The organism is Bacillus sp. 0909A, from assembly GCF_036765115.1.
Classification (GTDB): Bacteria; Bacillota; Bacilli; order Bacillales; family Bacillaceae; genus Bacillus; species Bacillus mojavensis.
In genome coordinates this window covers 100241-117816 of sequence record NZ_JBAIZU010000003.1, presented here as the reverse complement: position 1 = coordinate 117816, position 17576 = coordinate 100241, and the positions used below count along the sequence as shown (strand labels likewise).

Genomic DNA, 17576 nt, shown 5'->3' with positions numbered 1-17576 from the left:
CAATATTCAGAGGTGATGCTTTATGCCAATACCGTCAAATGCCCCGAAGCCGAAACGGCAGACTGCCAAAAAGCTTGCGTTTGAGCAAATTCAAAAGTGGATCGTGGAAGGAGTGCTCATGCCCGGAGAAAAATTGAATGACGACGCATTGGCCAAAGCGCTTGGCGTCAGCAGAACACCGGTCAGAGAAGCCTTGCAATTATTAGAGATGCAGGGGTTTGTTGAAATGTCGCCGGGAAAAGAAACACGAATTTCACAGATTGAAAAAAATGATGTCTTCAAAGTCTATCCGCCGATGGCGTCTCTCCAGTCCACCGCTGCCGAATTGGCAATGGAAAACATTCAATCGTCTCATATAGAGCAGCTGACAGCCATCAATCACGAAATGAAAGCGGCAATTGATCAAAACGAAATCTATGAAGTGCTTGGCATTGATAAAGCGTTTCATGATGTGATTATTGAGGCGGCTGATAATGAATATATCAGCAATTTTACCTCTGTTCTTCATATGCATATTCTTCGGCTTGAGTACCTCTTTTTCAAATCTCCGCAGAATTCTATTGAAGAACATAACCAAATCATTCAAGCATATAAGGAGAAGGACCGAAAAAGGGCGGCGGAGTTGACATACAGCAACTGGATCAAACCAATGCATGACATTGCGAAAAAACTTGTGTAATGAAGGCAGAGAAAATAGGTCTCTGTCTTTTTTGATGAGAGCATATCCAATGAGAAGATGAGTCGGTTTCTGGGCATACTAGGGCGAATAAACGGGAAGAGACCTACATCATTTCGTTGTAGAAGAGGGTTATGTGATATGAACAAGTCTTCTAATCAAAATCGTAGAACAGTGCCAAGTGTCGTTAAGGATGCCTTTCGCATTCATGCAACTCCTTTTCCATGGAAAAAGGCGATCGGTTCAGGCATCGCTTCAGGATTACCTGTGTTTGTCGGCGCATTGTCGGGACACACAGATTATGGTCTAACCGCAAGCATCGGCGGTTTTGTTTTTATATATGCAGGCGGGGAATCGTATACGAAACGTATCCTGAAGCTGCTGTTTGTTTCAATAGGGATCGCCGTCTCGTTTGGATTGGGGACGCTGTTGGCAGGGACTTTTTGGAGCATGGCAGCTGTTCTGGGGCTTATCGGGGCAGCTGTAATGTTTATTTTTGGCGCGCTTGGGATTCAAGGTCCAGCACCTATGTTTTTTGTCCTTGCGTTTTTGGTGAGCTCGGGTTTGCCGGCAGATCCTTCAGAAGCTCCGTTCAGAGCGGGACTGACATTTGCCGGCGGGCTTTTCGCCACCGGAATCGCATTGATTGGCTGGATCAATAACAGACATGGACCGGAAAATGGAGTGCTGCAAACCACATACCGCCAGCTAGCATCCTGCCTTTCTGCTGTCGGAACTCCTGATTTTCATAACGCGCAGCATCAGACCGTGCTGATGCTGAGAACAGCCCGTCAAACGGTACTCGGAAAAGGAAACAGATGGAGAAAGTCGCCTCATGATGAACGGTTTATCCGCTTGCTGGAAAAAGCTGATAATCTCTTTATCGCCATTATTCATTTTTCTGCTGAAACACCAAACGCAGATACAGTTCAGCTCGCAAAGGCACTTCGCCAAACTGCCGATATGCTTGGACAGGCTCGTGTTTCCGATGCGTTACCTATCAAGGAGGATGAAGCGGAGCCAACCCGGAAGCTGTATGAAGGAATTAGCGAGGTTTTGAGTATCGCTTCAGGACGGAATGATGATCCATCGGATGCGGAGCCAAGCCGGCTGCCATCTTCCTATTACTTTCTGAGAAATGCCTTTGACTGGAAGTCACCTGTTTTAATTCGGGCATTAAAGTATGGGATTGTGCTGTTTGCGGCTGCTTTGTTTGCCAATGCCTTCGGTTTTCACCGTTCTTATTGGATCCCGCTCTCGGCAGCGGCGGTGATGCTGGGCACGACTGTTGTCTTTACGCTGCATAGAGCCATTCAGCGTTCGGCAGGAACCGTGCTTGGCGTGATGCTGGCAGGGGCGATCCTGTTCTTTAAGCCAGCCGGCGTGTATATCGCTTTATGTATCACAATGCTTCAATTTCTTCTTGAAATGCTGATTGTCCGCAATTATGCTTTTGCGGTTCCTTTTCTGACTGCAAATGCGCTTGTCATCACCGAAAGCATGCATGGCGGCTTGGGGACCGGTTACTTTATAGCGGCGAGGCTGACCGATGTGGCTGTCGGCAGCACAATTGGACTATTGGGAACGATCCTTTTGTGGAGACGTTTTTCAGCAAAACGCCTGCCTGAACATATGAGGGAAGTCATCCGGCTGGAAGGACAGTTTATGGAGAGACTGTTAGCAGGACAGCAAATAGACGGACATCAGCTAAGAGTGAGCTTAGTCAGGCTGCGGGATGCATATGATAAAGCACTTGGAGATTTTCCAAAAGCGAATGCGGATACGCTGTGGCCGGCGATCTCTGGAGTCCAGCACTTGGGTTATTATTTGCTCTCCGCTCAAGCTCATCACCGCCCGCCCTCTCCGGTTTCTGAACAAGAAATAAACCATTTGAGAGTGTTTTTTGAACAGGCTGAGCAATCAGTATTGATGAAAATGCCGCCCGCTGTGATAGAAGTGCCGCGTTTACCGTATTATCCGCGAATCAGCGGGGAGCTCTACACATTGTATACAGGTTTGCGAACAGCTTATGAAAAGTAAGCTGTTCGTACGGGTTAAAAAAATCTTTAATTCAAGATATTTTACTTGAAAGCAATTTTTATTGCACCTATAATAAGGTTTAAGAGATAAAGAATAATCATGACGCGTCTGAATGATAATAACGGATGTGTAATTTTAAAATTGAAAGGGCTGGTAAAAATGGCAAAAGTATTGTATATCACTGCTCACCCGCATGATGAAGCGACTTCTTACAGCATGGCAACCGGTAAAGCGTTCATCGAATCATACAAAGAAGCAAATCCAAATGATGAAGTTGTACATATCGATTTGTACAAAGAAAACATTCCTCACATTGATGCTGATGTATTCAGCGGCTGGGGCAAGCTCCAGTCCGGCGATGAACTTTCTGAAAACGAAAAAGCGAAAGTGGGCCGTTTAGGAGAGCTTAGCGATCAATTTGCATCTGCTGATAAATATGTGTTCGTCACGCCACTATGGAACTTCTCATTCCCGCCAGTGATGAAAGCATACCTTGATTCAGTTGCAGTAGCAGGAAAGTCTTTTAAATACACTGAACAAGGTCCAGTTGGCTTGTTAACTGATAAAAAAGCGATTCACATTCAAGCGCGCGGCGGCTATTATTCAGAAGGCCCTGCGGCTGAAATGGAAATGGGCCACCGCTACATCGGCATTATGATGAACTTCTTCGGCGTTCCATCCTTCGATGGCATTTTCGTAGAGGGTCATAATGCAGAGCCTGACAAAGCACAGCAAATCAAAGAAGATGCGATTGCCCGCGCAAAAGAAGCAGGAAAAACATTCTAATGAAAAAGCCTCCCCGTATAAAGGGAGGCTTTATTTATTGTTCTAACGAAATGGTCCGTTTCTCTTCACTGCTTTTCACAGCCGCTTCAATAATCCGGATGACATCAATTCCCTCTTCAGCTGTGACAGGCAGCGGTGTGCCTTCGCGTATGCTGTCCGCTATTTTGCGGTAATAGGTAAGGTAAGAGCCGTTAACTGATGGAATGGTTTCTGTTTTTTTGTTTTCGTCATGAATAGTTGTCAGCTGACCGTAAGACTCGGGATCATCAGCACCCCAGCTGTCATCCTCCGGTTTTTTCCCGGCTCTGAGGGCATCTTCCTGTCCGTCGATCCCGTATTTGATAAAGCTTGATTGCTGTCCGTGAATTTGATAACGCGGGCCGTTTGCCAGGGCGATTGATCCGCCGTATAGAATGGCTTGAAGCTTACCGTAATCCATTGTCAGATGAAAATAATCAACGGTTTCAGCATGTTCTCTTTGAGCCATGACTTTTGCGGTTACAGCTTTAGGCATTCCGAATAAATGCAGCGCCTGGTCTATGATATGAGAGCCGAGATCATACAGCGTACCGGTGGCAGCCCCTTCTTTTTCCCGCCATCTTTCTTGAACCTCAGGTTTGTATCGGTCATAGGAGACCTGATATGTATTGATATCTTCTAGAGACCCGTCATCAATCAGTTTCTTAATTGTTAAAAAGTCATTATCCCATCGTCTGTTATGGTATACGCTTAACAAGACGCCTCGTTCGTCGGCCGCTTTTTTTAATTTCTCCCCTTCTTCAGCAGTGGCTGTCATCGGTTTTTCAATGACGACATGTTTGCCCGCCTGAATGCATGCCAATGCGTGCTCGTAGTGGAGGCCGCTCGGAGTGGTGACGATGACAAGCTCAATTGCCGGATCATTTGTCATCTCCTCAAGCTCATGCACTACTTCGGCATCAGGGAAGTCACGCTTCACCTCTTCCGTTCGCGACGTCATTACCTTACTGATATGATACTCATCCAGAACGGCAAGCAGCGGCGCGTGAAAGACCGAGCCTGACAGTCCGTACCCTAATATCCCTACCTTTATCGTATCCACTTTTCTTCTCCCCTTTTAAAAGTGCTTTGATAAAGGTATATACCCTTATCCCCAAATGGTAAAACCTGCATAGTGTATTTTTTTGCTGCCGGCTTAGACAACGGTTTGGACAACCAGTATAATGGGAATTAATATATGAAACAGAGGTGTGCGCATGGAGAAGCATAATGAACATAAAGCATTAAACCATAAAAGCTCGAAAGAAAAGGATCAAATTACAAACCGATTGAAACGGATTGAAGGCCAGGTCAGAGGCATTCAAAATATGGTGGAAAACGATCGATATTGTGTTGACATTCTTGTGCAGATTTCAGCTGTTCAGGCGGCGATGCAAAAAGTGGCTCTCCACTTGCTTGAAGATCACGCCCATCATTGCGTAGCAGACGCCATCAAAAGCGGAGACGGGGACCAAGCCATTTCCGAGCTATTAGACGTATTTAAAAAATTAACGAAATAATGATGCTTTCATCATTGTAATACCCTACGGGGGTATGGTAGGATGAAAGCAGACAGAACAAACAGGAGGTATTGATATGGAACAAAAAACATTACAAGTTGAAGGCATGTCTTGTCAGCACTGCGTCAAAGCAGTTGAAACGAGTGTGGGAGAGCTGGACGGCGTTAGCGCTGTTCGCGTTCAGCTTGAAGCAGGAAAAGTTGATGTCACGTTTGATGCCGGCAAAGTGTCAGTCAAAGACATTGCGGATGCGATAGAAGACCAAGGCTATGATGTAGCCAACTGATTCACGGTATCGCACCTTGATGAAGGTGCGATATTTCTTTCATTTTTTATATACCCCCCGGGTGTATATAAAGGAGTGAGTGTATTGAGTGAGCAAAAGGAAATTGCGATGCAGGTATCTGGTATGACTTGTGCGGCGTGTGCCGCCAGAATTGAAAAAGGCCTGAAACGGATGCCTGGTGTCACAGATGCCAATGTGAATTTGGCGACGGAAACATCAAATGTCACCTATGACCCTGCTGAAACAGGAACAGAAAAAATCCAAGAAAAAATAGAGAAACTGGGCTATCACGTCGTAACGGAAAAAGCTGAGTTTGATATTGAGGGCATGACCTGTGCGGCATGCGCCAATCGGATTGAAAAACGGCTTAATAAATTAGAAGGCGTTGCAAATGCTCCGGTGAACTTTGCTTTAGAAACTGTGACAGTTGAATACAACCCAAAAGAAGCAGCTGTCAGCGATTTTAAAGAAGCCGTTGATAAGCTTGGATATAAACTTAAGCTGAAAGGCGATGAGGATAGCGAAGCCGCTGCTTCCAAAAAGAAAGAAGAACGGCAGCAAACAGCGAGACTGATCTTTTCAGCTATTCTGTCATTTCCTTTGCTGTGGGCAATGGTGAGCCATTTTACATTTACTTCGTTCATTTGGGTGCCGGATTTATTCCTCAATCCGTGGATGCAATTTGCCCTTGCGACCCCGGTGCAGTTTTTGATCGGCTGGCCGTTTTACGTCGGCGCATATAAGGCGCTCAGAAATAAAAGCGCCAATATGGATGTATTGGTTGCACTTGGAACAACGGCTGCTTATGCTTACAGTCTTTATCTTACGATTCAAAGCCTCGGTTCCCATGGGCATACTGACGGCCTTTACTATGAAACAAGCGCGATTTTGCTGACGCTCATTTTGTTAGGAAAGCTATTTGAAACAAAGGCGAAAGGGCGCTCATCAGATGCGATTAAAAAGCTCATGAAGCTGCAAGCCAAAACAGCGGTGGTTGTAAGAGACGGACAGGAGCAAATCATCCCGATAGATGAAGTGGCTGTTGGTGATATTGTTCATGTCAAACCAGGCGAACGAATTCCTGTCGATGGAGAGGTGCTGGAAGGCCGCTCGGCTGTAGATGAATCCATGATCACAGGAGAAAGTCTTCCCATTGACAAATCTCCCGGTGACAGTGTGACAGGAGCGACTGTGAACTCAAACGGTTTTCTGAAAATCAAGGCTGTTAACGTCGGGAAAGAAACAGCGCTTTCTCATATCATCAAAATTGTGGAGGAAGCACAAGGATCAAAAGCACCGATCCAGCGTCTCGCCGACCAGATCTCCGGCATTTTTGTGCCGATTGTATTGGGGATCGCCGTCCTCACGTTCCTTATTTGGTATCTTTGGGCGTCTCCAGGTGATTTTGCTGAAGCGATCAGCAAGTTTATTGCGGTTCTCGTCATCGCCTGTCCATGTGCTCTGGGTCTTGCCACCCCGACAAGCATTATGGCAGGATCCGGACGGGCGGCTGAATTCGGCATTCTTTTTAAAGGCGGAGAGCATTTAGAAAAAACACATCGCCTTGATACCATTGTTCTCGATAAAACAGGAACAGTGACAAACGGAAAGCCGAAACTGACGGATGCCCTTCCATCTGATGCCTTTGAAGAAGCAGAGCTGCTCCGGTTCGCAGCAGCTGCTGAGACGGGCTCGGAACACCCGCTAGGTGAAGCGATCGTTGCCGGTGTGAAAGATAAAGGGCTGGAGATACCAAAGCTGACCCATTTTGAAGCAAAAGTAGGCGCGGGTATATCAGCCGAAGCCGGAGGCAAAACGATACTCGTCGGCACAAGACGGTTAATGGAGAGCGAACGGATTGAGCATGAGGCTCTTCTTCCTCGGATGGAGGAGCTTGAAGGAGAAGGGAAAACGGTGATGCTCGTGTCCATTGATGGTGCCGCAGCGGGACTTATAGCGGTTGCAGATACGATAAAAGACACGTCGCGGGAGGCAGTCACCCGCCTGAAAGAGATGGGGCTGGACGTCATCATGATGACCGGGGACAATCGCAGAACGGCAGAAGCGATTGCGAAGGAAGCTGGAATTTCTAGCGTTATTGCTGAGGTCCTTCCTGAGCAAAAGGCAGCGGAAATCTCCCGCCTGCAAAAAGAAGGACGCCAGACAGCAATGGTCGGTGATGGAATCAACGATGCACCCGCGCTTGCCACAGCGGATATTGGCATGGCAATTGGAACAGGTACCGACATCGCGATGGAAACAGCGGACATAACGCTCATTCGTGGTGATCTGAACAGTATTGCGGACGCCATTCGTATGAGCAGACTTACCATGAAAAACATTAAACAAAACTTATTCTGGGCACTTGGCTATAACAGTCTCGGCATTCCAGTCGCAGCCCTTGGATTTTTAGCGCCATGGATAGCGGGAGCTGCAATGGCTTTTAGCTCTGTATCTGTTGTTCTGAATGCATTGCGTCTGCAAAAAGTAAAATAAAAACCGGTGATTTGCCGGTTTTTATTTTTCATTGACACTTTCTTGGAAGACACCATATAATAGATGTAACTATTATATGAGTATATGCTCATATATGTAATTTTGATACTCACACTCATTCATCTGCTTTGATGAGGGAATCCTAAATCGGAAGGTAAGGTGAGACAAATGAAACAAGTGAAGCGGGAATATGTTCTGGATGGTTTGGATTGCAGCAACTGCGCACAAAAAATTGAAAATGGCGTCAAGGGCATCAAAGGCGTTGACGGATGCGCGGTTAACTTTGCAGCAAGCACACTGACTGTCTCAGCCGATGGCAAAGAAGAACAATGGGTCACCAATAAGGTCGAGAAAAAAGTAAAATCAATTGATCCTCATGTAACGGTTCGTCCGAAACATAAAAAGAAATCAGCAGATGACGGTTATCGAAAAAGAATGATCAATATGCTGATCAGAATGGCAGCAGCGGTCATTCTCGGAGCAGCGGCATATTTGATTCATGCCGGCCCAATACTGGAATTTTTATTATTCTTCGCCGCCTACTTGATAATCGGAGGGGATATTGTCGTTCGAGCGGTCAAAAACATCAGCCGCGGACAAGTGTTTGATGAACATTTTTTAATGGCTCTTGCTACAATCGGCGCTTTTTTGATTCAGCAATACCCGGAAGGCGTTGCTGTGATGCTGTTTTATCAAATCGGTGAGCTGTTTCAAGGAGCCGCGGTCAGCCGTTCAAGAAAATCAATCAGTGCATTAATGGATATCAGGCCGGATTACGCCAATATGAAAATAGGGGACGGCATCAAGACCGTTTCTCCGGAGGATGTGCAGACAGGAGATATCATTGTCGTCAACCCGGGAGAAAGCATACCGCTGGACGGAAAAGTCGTACAGGGATCAGCGATGGTTGATACATCAGCGCTGACAGGAGAATCTGTTCCAAGAAAAGCGGCAGAAGGACAAGAAGTCATGTCCGGCTTTATCAATCAAAACGGCGTTCTGCATATCGAAGTAACAAAAGGCTATCAGGATTCCGCGGTATCTAAAATATTAGATTTGGTTCAAAATGCGAGCAGCCGCAAAGCGCGGACTGAAAACTTTATCACGAAGTTTGCTAAGTATTATACACCGGCTGTCGTCATCATCGCCGCCCTGCTGGCATTTGTCCCGCCGCTGGTTATTCCTGGCGCTTTACTTTCTGATTGGGTGTACCGCGCGCTTATTTTCTTAGTCATTTCATGCCCATGCGCCCTTGTAGTCTCCATTCCGCTCGGTTTCTTCGGCGGAATCGGCGCAGCTTCGAAGGCCGGGGTGCTTGTGAAAGGAAGCAATTATTTAGAAGCCTTACATCAAGTCAAGTACGCTGTGTTTGATAAAACGGGCACACTGACAAAAGGCAGCTTTGAAGTGACAGAGATCAAACCTGCGGAAGGCCTTTCGAAGGAGACGTTACTCGAAGCCGCGGCATACGCTGAGCTTCACTCTCAGCACCCGATTGCAGAATCTGTCCGGAAAGCCTATGGTAAGCCGCTTTCTCCTGACACAATCGAGTCATATGAGGAAATATCCGGCCACGGTATTTTCGCAAAGGTGAACGGAAAAGAAATCCTTGCGGGGAACAAGAAGCTGATGGAAAGAGAACGGATTAAGAGCGTCCCGGATGAAAACGCCGGTACAATCGTTCACGTGGCTATTGATCAGCGCTATGCCGGGGCGATCATCATAGCAGATGAAGTAAAGGAAGACGCAAAACAAGCAATCGCAGATTTGAAATCACTCGGTATCAAACAGACAGTCATGCTGACGGGCGATTCAAAACAGACAGGAGAAACAGTTGGAAACCAGCTCGGCCTCGACGAGGTTTACGCGGAGCTGCTGCCGGAGGATAAAGTGGAGCGGGTAGAAGCACTGGAATCGAAGCTGCTCCCGAATGAAAAACTCATTTTTGTCGGTGACGGAATTAATGACACGCCGGTGCTTGCACGCGCGGATATCGGAGCGGCAATGGGCGGACTCGGATCAGATGCAGCTGTAGAAGCCGCGGATGTTGTGCTGATGACAGATCAGCCGTCGAAAATAGCGGAAGCGATTCGGATTGCCAAACGGACTCGGCGAATCGTGTGGCAAAACATCGGCTTTGCCCTAGGTGTTAAGGCTATTTTCCTTTTACTTGGAGCGTTTGGATTTGCGACCATGTGGGAGGCGGTTTTCTCAGATGTCGGTGTTACGCTTCTCGCTGTTGCAAACGCTATGCGCGTGATGCGCTTCAAAATGAGATAATTGTCGGAGAGAATTCACTATTTCGGGCTTTTCTTATAGACGGTTGTCTTGTTAAAATAAAGAAGTGGGTCAATGGAGATCCGCTTCTTTTTTAATTTTAAAACGATGAGGTGTCGGAGTGAAAAAGAAACAGCAGTCTTCTGCGAAATTCGCGGTCATCCTTACGGTTGTCGTTGTTGTCTTATTAGCAGCAATTGTCATCATTAATAACAAAACAGAGCAAGGCAACGAAGCAGTGTCAGGGCAGCCGTCTATCAAAGGCCAGCCTGTGCTTGGCGAAGATGATGCACCGGTAACAGTAGTGGAATTCGGAGATTATAAATGTCCGTCTTGCAAGGTGTTTAACAGCGACATCTTCCCCAAAATCCAAAAAGACTTTATTGACAAGGGCGATGTGAAATTTTCTTTCGTGAACGTCATGTTCCATGGAAAAGGCTCAACGTTAGCAGCTCTTGCCTCAGAGGAAGTATGGAAAGAAGATCCTGATTCTTTCTGGGCATTTCATGAAAAGCTGTTTGACAAGCAGCCGGACACAGAGCAGGAATGGGTAACGCCAGCGGTTCTCGGTGATATTGCAAAAAGCACGACAAAGGTAAACCCTGATACGCTGAAGGACAATCTTGATAAGGAAACATTTGCTTCTGCAGTGGAAAAGGATTCAGCTCTTAATAATAAAATGAACATAAAGGCAACGCCTACGATTTACGTTAATGATAAAGTGATAAGCGATTTTTCGAGTTATAAAGAAATTAAAGAAACGATAGAAAAAGAGCTGAAAGGGAAGTAAGCGCATGAGAAATAGAATGGTTTTTTTATATGCTTCCTGGGTTGTCGCGCTTATTGCCATGCTGGGCAGCCTGTATTTCAGTGAAATCAGAAAGTTCATCCCGTGTGAACTGTGCTGGTACCAGCGTATTCTCATGTATCCGCTCGTTCTGATTTTAGGAATCGCCACCTTCCAGGGTGACACACGCGTGAAAAAGTATGTGCTGCCGATGGCGATTATCGGCGCATTTATTTCGATTATGCACTATCTGGAGCAAAAAGTGCCGGGCTTTAGCGGCATCAAGCCATGTGTAAGCGGTGTGCCTTGCTCGGGTCAATATATTAACTGGTTCGGTTTTGTAACCATTCCGTTTCTGGCCTTGATAGCTTTTATTTTGATCATCATTTTTATGTGCCTCCTCAAAGGCGAAAAACCTGAATAAGAAAAAAGCGCCCGCGAATGCAGGGCGCTTTTTTAACTTGTATAAATGATAGGAGCTGCCAGAGGTAAACCCACGCTGATCGGTGTTTGCTGTTTTCCCTCTAAATTTATCTTTTTTTATCATAAAAATGTTATTGATTTTCACCAGAAGCGGTTATAAAATCTAGAGGTCGTCAGAAAATTTAACAAATATAAAGGGAGTCATCAGAATGGCTTGGGAGCTGCTCAGTGTGATCGGCATCATTGCGTTTGCGGTCAGCGGCGCAATTGTTGCGATGGAAGAAGAATATGATATTTTAGGTGTTTATATATTAGGGATTGTCACAGCTTTTGGAGGAGGAGCGATCCGCAATTTGCTGATCGGCGTTCCGGTGTCAGCATTGTGGGAGCAGGGTGCGTACTTTCAAATCGCTCTGGTATCGATCACGATCGTTTTCTTGTTTCCAAAGCTGCTGCTGAAGCATTGGAACAAATGGGGAAATTTATCGGATGCGATCGGTCTTGCAGCTTTTGCCATTCAAGGCGCCCTGTATGCCGTTAAAATGGGGCATCCGCTTAGTGCCGTTATCGTGGCTGCGGTGCTGACGGGAAGCGGCGGAGGAATCATTCGGGACCTGCTTGCCGGGCGCAAGCCGCTCGTGCTGAAAGCGGAAATCTATGCGGTATGGGCGGCGCTCGGCGGTTTAATCGTCGGCTTGGGCTGGACCGGAAACTCGATCGGTTTATACGCGCTGTTTTTTGTGCTCGTCGTATGCCGCGTTTGTTCTTATATGTTTAATTGGAAGCTGCCAAACCGTTATTTTCGCTTAGATAGTCAGTAAAATAAAAGGAACCTCTCCGTCATGGAGAGGTTTCTTTTATTGCAGCCTGAAGGGATCAAATAAAAAGCCCTTTCGAATGCTGGCCGCACAGAGCAAAGCTGTTTGAAAATTAATAAGTAGCCCAAAATGTATAGCTGATGGTTTTTTTAGTTCCTGTGTTAGTGAATTTGAATCTGTATGTTGTTTTGTAGCTTTTAGAAGCTTGTTTGTAACTTAAATTTGTAGAGCCTTTTTTCGTTGCATAAAAAGTTTTAACATTTTTCCAGCCTTTATTTGTCTTTTGTTGCAGAGTTGCTGTAATTTTCCCGCTGCCTGATCCGTTTGCCGTAATGTTGGCCCAAGTTCCTTGCCCTGGATAATAAATATGAAAAGTTGGCGAGTAAGTATAGTTTTTAAATGAGCCCGAATGGTAATGAGTACTCCATATTTGCCCTTTTTTAACCCAATCTTTAGCTTCCGCTTTGTTGTTTACTAGGTCAATCGCCGTAAAACTTGTTACGGCTACGACAAATGCCAGCAACATCATAGATAGCTTTTTCTTCACTGAGTATTTCCTCCTAACTAATTCTGGTTCTTTCTTCATGTTCATATCATAAACCGAGAGAAATAATGTAACATCGTCCTATTCTCCCAAATTAAAAACTTCAATTTGTTGAAATATGTCGAAATTGGATGAAAAATGACTATTTTACTGCGCCTATAGGTACGATAGCAAGGATGTAGTTGCTTTATGGAAGATGACAATAACAGCCAGTTTAGTCATTCTTCACGTTAGATGAACAGACAAACACGGTAAAGCTCTGCGGTGTTTTTAAAATGAAAAAGATATATTCTATCGAAGGTTGAATGGAATAAGGAATCGATACTGATGAAAGAGAAGATTCGCAACCTAAAAAAAACACGTCCAACAGTGATCAATGTGAAATCTTAAAATAAAAAACCGATCTCGAGTTGAAATCGGTTTTTTAATGCATATAAATAACCCAAACCTTGAACGATGTGGGGTGAATGTGTTATTATAAATTGTATTTGCCTGTTTTTATCATATATTAAATATATATCCAATTCTATTTTACCTTATTTCTTCTTCGTTTGTCAACTATTTTTGGAGGTGCCGTTCATGAATCAGCATGATAAGGAATGGAAAGAAGAGCAGTCAAGAATAGATAATGTACTGCAGGAGCTCGAGAATAAAGAGCGGCTTCTCGAAACGTCCGCGGGCGGGTTAAAGCATGATATTATCGGATTACGAAAAAACTTCTGGGAAGATGTCACGGTTAACTTTGATGACGCCCATGAAGCTGTTGAAACGATGGCAAGCATTAAGCAGCAAGCAGAGCTGCTGTCTGATCGGGAACGGAATCATCGGCATATGGATCAGCAGCTCAAGCGAATTCATCAATTAAAAGCAACGCCTTATTTCGGCCGGATTGATTTTATTGAAAACGGAGACAAACAGGCGGAGCAGATCTATATCGGTTTAGCATCCTGTATGGATGAGCAGGAGGAACACTTTCTGATTTATGATTGGAGAGCGCCGATATCAAGCCTTTACTATAATTATTCCCCAGGAAAAGCTGAATACGAGGTGCCCGGTGAAACGATAGAAGGGGATATGGTGCTGAAGCGCCAGTTTATCATTAAAAACGGCGCTCTCAAAGCAATGTTTAATACAGATATGACGATCGGAGATGAGATGCTCCAAGAGGTGTTAAGCCACCACTCTAATACACAAATGAAAAACATTGTGTCCACGATCCAAAAAGAACAAAATCAGATTATCCGAAATGAAAAAAGCAAATTTCTGATTGTGCAGGGTGCGGCAGGCAGCGGAAAAACGTCAGCAGCGCTCCAGCGTGTCGCTTATTTGTTATACAGGCACCGCGGTGTCATTGATGCCGGACAAATCGTTTTATTTTCCCCCAACTTTTTGTTTAACAGCTATGTCTCCTCTGTTTTGCCTGAATTAGGCGAAGAAAATATGGAGCAGGCGACGTTTCAGGAATATATCGAGCATCGGCTTGGCCGCAAGTTTCAATGTGAAAGCCCCTTTGATCAGCTGGAATATTGCCTGGCCAAAACAAAAGATGGCCGTTTTCAATCAAGGCTTGCCGGAATCACATGGAAGGCAGGCTTATCTTTTCAGCAATTTATTGATGAATACGTCAGCAGGCTGTCTTCTGAAGGAATGATCTTTAAAAATATTGTTTTCCGCGAGCAAAAACTGATCACAAAGGAACAGGTCCAAGCATATTTTTACTCGCTCGATCAAAGCCAGTCCATTCCGAACCGAATGGAACAAACAGCAAATTGGCTGCTGAGTGAGCTTAACAAGCTGGAGAAAAAGGAACGGCGAAAGGATTGGGTCGTTCAGGAAGCTGAGCTTCTCGACAAAGAGGAATATTTGGAAGTGTACAAAAAGCTGCAGGCAAGGAAACGGTTTAGTGAGAGTACGTTTAACGATCATCAAAGAGAACAGCAGCTGCTTGCCGCCACGATTGTAAAAAAGGCCTTCAAACCAATCAAACAGGCAGTCAGACAGCTGGCGTTTCTTGATGTCAAACAGCTGTATCTGCAATTGTTTTCTGACTGGGGAAGAAAAGCTAAAACAGAGGATACTGCGGCAATAGGGGAGCTGACAAGATCGGCATTTGGAGAAAATAAATTGCTCTACGAGGACGCGTCTCCATTTCTATATTTGCAGGATTTGCTAGAAGGCAGAAAGAAAAACACGCAGATCAAACATCTATTTATCGATGAAGCTCAAGATTATTCTCCATTCCAGATGGCGTATATAAGGAGTATTTTCCCGTCTGCCAGCATGACGGTTCTCGGTGATATCAATCAGTCTATTTACGCCCATGCAATAAACGGTGCAGCACGTATGGATGCCGGCTTTGAAGATGAGCAGGCTGAATGTGTCCGTTTAAAAAGAACGTACAGATCAACGAGGCAAATTGTAGAATTGACAAAAGGGCTGCTTCAGGACGGGGCGGATATCGAGCCTTTTAACAGAGATGGGGAAATGCCCTGCGTGTTAAAAAGTGAGGGTCGCGAGGATCTTTGCCAAAAGCTTACGAAAGAAATTGGGCGCCTTAGAAAGAAAGGGCATGAAACCATTGCCGTTATTTGCAAAACGGCGCAGCAGTCAAGACAGGCACACGCTCAAATGAGCGAATACACCGATATTCGTCTGATTCATAAAGAAAACCAAACGTTTCAAAAGGGAGTCTGTGTTATTCCAGTTTATTTAGCGAAGGGAATTGAGTTTGATGCAGTACTTGTCTATGATGCCTCAGAAGAGCAATATAGAACAGAGCACGACCGCAGGCTGCTGTACACTGCCTGCACCCGGGCCATGCACGGGCTGACTGTTTCTTCTATCGGTGAGCCAAGTCCGTTTGTGAGTGCTGTGCCCCCTCATTTATATAAGAGTGCTGATTGAAAGAGAAGGGATCCCTTCTCTTTTTTTCTTCATTTCAATGAGACAAAGGGTTTTATCATTAATAATCTTAATCGTTATCATCATGTAAATATATTTTACTTGCGGTGTGTCTTCCGGTAAAGTTCAATTAGATACTATTTCGATCAGTTTATACAATTTTGTGAGGTGGATACGTTGCAACTTCAGGTAATGAACAGTCCGTTTAATCAGGAGCAGGCAGAGCTCCTTAACCGCCTTCTGCCAACCTTGACAGAATCTCAGAAAATTTGGCTGAGCGGCTATTTATCAGCGCAATCTGTTTCCGTACTGGAAACAGCGGGGGCGCCGGCTGCTGAGTCTGCGGGTGTAACGGCACCGGCCATTTCAAAAGAAGTCACCGTTCTTTACGGTTCACAGACGGGAAACGCACAAGGGCTTGCAGAGAACGCCGGCAAGCAGCTTGAGGAGCGAGGCTTTCAAGTCACCGTTTCATCTATGAGCGATTTTAAGCCGAACCAGCTCAAGAAAATTAACAATCTTCTGATTGTCGTCAGTACGCATGGCGAAGGCGAGCCGCCTGATAACGCACTGTCGTTTCACGAATTTTTGCACGGAAGACGGGCGCCTAAGCTTGATGATCTTCGCTTTTCTGTTTTGGCGCTTGGTGACAGTTCATACGAATTCTTCTGTCAGACCGGAAAAGAATTTGATCAGCGCTTGGAAGAGCTTGGCGGGAAACGAATTTCTCCGCGCGTTGATTGTGATTTGGACTATGATGAGCCGGCTGCTGAATGGCTGGAAAGCGTATTTGAGGGCTTAAGTGAAGCCGAGGGCGGTAGCGCCGCGCCTGCGCCGGCAGCAGCGCCTCAAACTGGTGAATCTGCGTATTCAAGAACAAATCCGTTTCGGGCGGAAGTGTTAGAAAATTTAAATTTAAATGGCCGCGGATCAAATAAAGAAACACGCCATGTAGAATTGTCTCTTGAAGGGTCAGGCCTTACGTATGAACCTGGTGACAGCCTCGGCGTCTATCCGGAAAATGATCCGGAGCTTGTCGATGCGCTGCTTCAGGAAATGAATTGGGATCCAGAAGAAATTGTGACGCTGAATAAGCAAGGCGATGTCCGTCCGCTGAAAGAAGCGCTGATTTCCCATTATGAAATTACTGTTCTCACAAAGCCGCTTCTTGAACAGGCTGCTCATTTGACGGGAAGCGAGGAGCTTAGAGAGCTTTTAGCACCGGGAAATGAGGGGAAAGTGAAAGCGTATATGGAAGGGCGCGATTTGCTTGATCTGATCCGGGATTATGGCCCGTTCAGTGTAACGGCACAGGAGTTTGTATCCATTCTTCGAAAAATGCCGGCCCGCCTCTATTCAATTGCGAGCAGCTTATCCGCAAACCCGGATGAAGTGCATTTAACGATTGGTGCAGTCCGGTACGACGCGCATGGCCGCGAACGAAAAGGCGTCTGCTCGATTTTATGTGCGGAGCGTCTGCAGCCGGGGGACACACTGCCGGTTTATATCCAGCATAATCAGAACTTCAAGCTTCCGAAGGATCCTCAAACACCGATTATCATGGTCGGCCCTGGGACAGGCGTTGCGCCGTTCCGTTCCTTTATGCAGGAACGAGAGGAGACGGGAGCTGAAGGAAAAGCATGGATGTTCTTCGGTGATCAGCATTTTGTTACAGATTTCCTTTATCAGACAGAGTGGCAGAATTGGCTGAAAGACGGCGTGCTCACAAAAATGGACGTTGCGTTTTCACGCGATACGGAAGAAAAAGTGTATGTTCAGCACCGCATGCTTGAACAGAGTGCAGAACTGTTTGAATGGCTTCAAGAAGGAGCGGCTGTTTACATTTGCGGAGATGAAAAGCACATGGCACACGATGTCCATAACACACTTTTAGAAATTATAGAAAAAGAAGGCAATATGACCCGTGAAGAAGCGGAAGTTTATCTTGCCGATATGCAGCAGCAAAAACGTTATCAGCGTGATGTATACTGATTTGACCTGAAA

General features: G+C 45.6%; 14 protein-coding genes. 12 read left to right on the top strand and 2 right to left on the bottom strand.

Annotation, left to right across the window (positions count from 1 at the left end; genetic code table 11):
- Positions 1-22 precede the first annotated feature (22 nt).
- From V6D42_RS10835 to azoRB, 3 genes are all read left to right on the top strand, one after another.
- Positions 23-679, top strand: coding sequence for a GntR family transcriptional regulator (locus V6D42_RS10835; RefSeq protein ID WP_333513225.1), 657 nt, complete (start codon positions 23-25; stop codon positions 677-679).
- A 138-nt stretch (positions 680-817) separates the two neighbouring features.
- A complete protein-coding gene (locus tag V6D42_RS10830; RefSeq protein WP_333513224.1) occupies positions 818-2716 on the top strand; it encodes an FUSC family protein in 1899 nt (632 codons plus the stop codon).
- A gap of 159 nt (positions 2717-2875) precedes the next feature.
- On the top strand, positions 2876-3502 hold the full coding sequence (gene azoRB / locus V6D42_RS10825; protein ID WP_168748747.1) for an FMN-dependent NADH-azoreductase AzoRB: 627 nt from the start codon (positions 2876-2878) through the stop codon (positions 3500-3502).
- Positions 3503-3536: 34 nt separating this feature from the next.
- On the opposite strand, the gene V6D42_RS10820 is transcribed toward azoRB, so the two are convergent.
- Complete coding sequence (locus V6D42_RS10820; RefSeq protein WP_333513223.1) at positions 3537-4583, bottom strand: oxidoreductase; 1047 nt, start codon at positions 4581-4583, stop codon at positions 3537-3539.
- 154 nt (positions 4584-4737) lie between these two features.
- Between V6D42_RS10820 and csoR the strand changes: the two genes are divergently transcribed.
- From csoR to V6D42_RS10785, 7 genes are all read left to right on the top strand, one after another.
- The gene (gene csoR, locus V6D42_RS10815; RefSeq protein WP_010331880.1) at positions 4738-5040 is read left to right on the top strand and encodes a copper-sensing transcriptional repressor CsoR; all 303 of its coding nucleotides are present in this window, start codon (positions 4738-4740) and stop codon (positions 5038-5040) included.
- 76 nt (positions 5041-5116) lie between these two features.
- On the top strand, positions 5117-5326 hold the full coding sequence (gene copZ / locus V6D42_RS10810) for a copper chaperone CopZ (RefSeq protein ID WP_333513222.1): 210 nt from the start codon (positions 5117-5119) through the stop codon (positions 5324-5326).
- 84 nt (positions 5327-5410) lie between these two features.
- Positions 5411-7822 carry a copper-exporting P-type ATPase CopA gene (gene copA, locus V6D42_RS10805; protein ID WP_333513221.1) on the top strand — a complete coding sequence of 804 codons (2412 nt, stop codon included), beginning with the start codon at positions 5411-5413 and terminating at the stop codon, positions 7820-7822.
- 168 nt (positions 7823-7990) lie between these two features.
- A complete protein-coding gene (locus V6D42_RS10800) occupies positions 7991-10102 on the top strand; it encodes a heavy metal translocating P-type ATPase (protein ID WP_333513220.1) in 2112 nt (703 codons plus the stop codon).
- 118 nt (positions 10103-10220) lie between these two features.
- A complete protein-coding gene (locus V6D42_RS10795; RefSeq protein ID WP_333513219.1) occupies positions 10221-10889 on the top strand; it encodes a DsbA family protein in 669 nt (222 codons plus the stop codon).
- Between the two features lie 4 nt (positions 10890-10893).
- Entirely contained in the window at positions 10894-11310 is a 417-nt protein-coding gene (locus tag V6D42_RS10790) for a disulfide oxidoreductase (protein ID WP_333513218.1), read from the top strand.
- 208 nt (positions 11311-11518) lie between these two features.
- Complete coding sequence (locus V6D42_RS10785) at positions 11519-12130, top strand: trimeric intracellular cation channel family protein (RefSeq protein WP_010331875.1); 612 nt, start codon at positions 11519-11521, stop codon at positions 12128-12130.
- 109 nt (positions 12131-12239) lie between these two features.
- Here the strand turns inward: V6D42_RS10785 and V6D42_RS10780 are convergent, their stop codons facing one another.
- On the bottom strand, positions 12240-12674 hold the full coding sequence (locus tag V6D42_RS10780; RefSeq protein ID WP_333513217.1) for a hypothetical protein: 435 nt from the start codon (positions 12672-12674) through the stop codon (positions 12240-12242).
- Positions 12675-13250: 576 nt separating this feature from the next.
- On the opposite strand from V6D42_RS10780, the gene helD reads away from it, so the two are divergent.
- Entirely contained in the window at positions 13251-15575 is a 2325-nt protein-coding gene (helD, locus tag V6D42_RS10775; RefSeq protein ID WP_333513216.1) for an RNA polymerase recycling motor HelD, read from the top strand.
- 174 nt (positions 15576-15749) lie between these two features.
- On the top strand, positions 15750-17564 hold the full coding sequence (locus V6D42_RS10770) for an assimilatory sulfite reductase (NADPH) flavoprotein subunit (RefSeq protein ID WP_333513215.1): 1815 nt from the start codon (positions 15750-15752) through the stop codon (positions 17562-17564).
- The last annotated feature ends 12 nt before the right edge of the window (positions 17565-17576 follow it).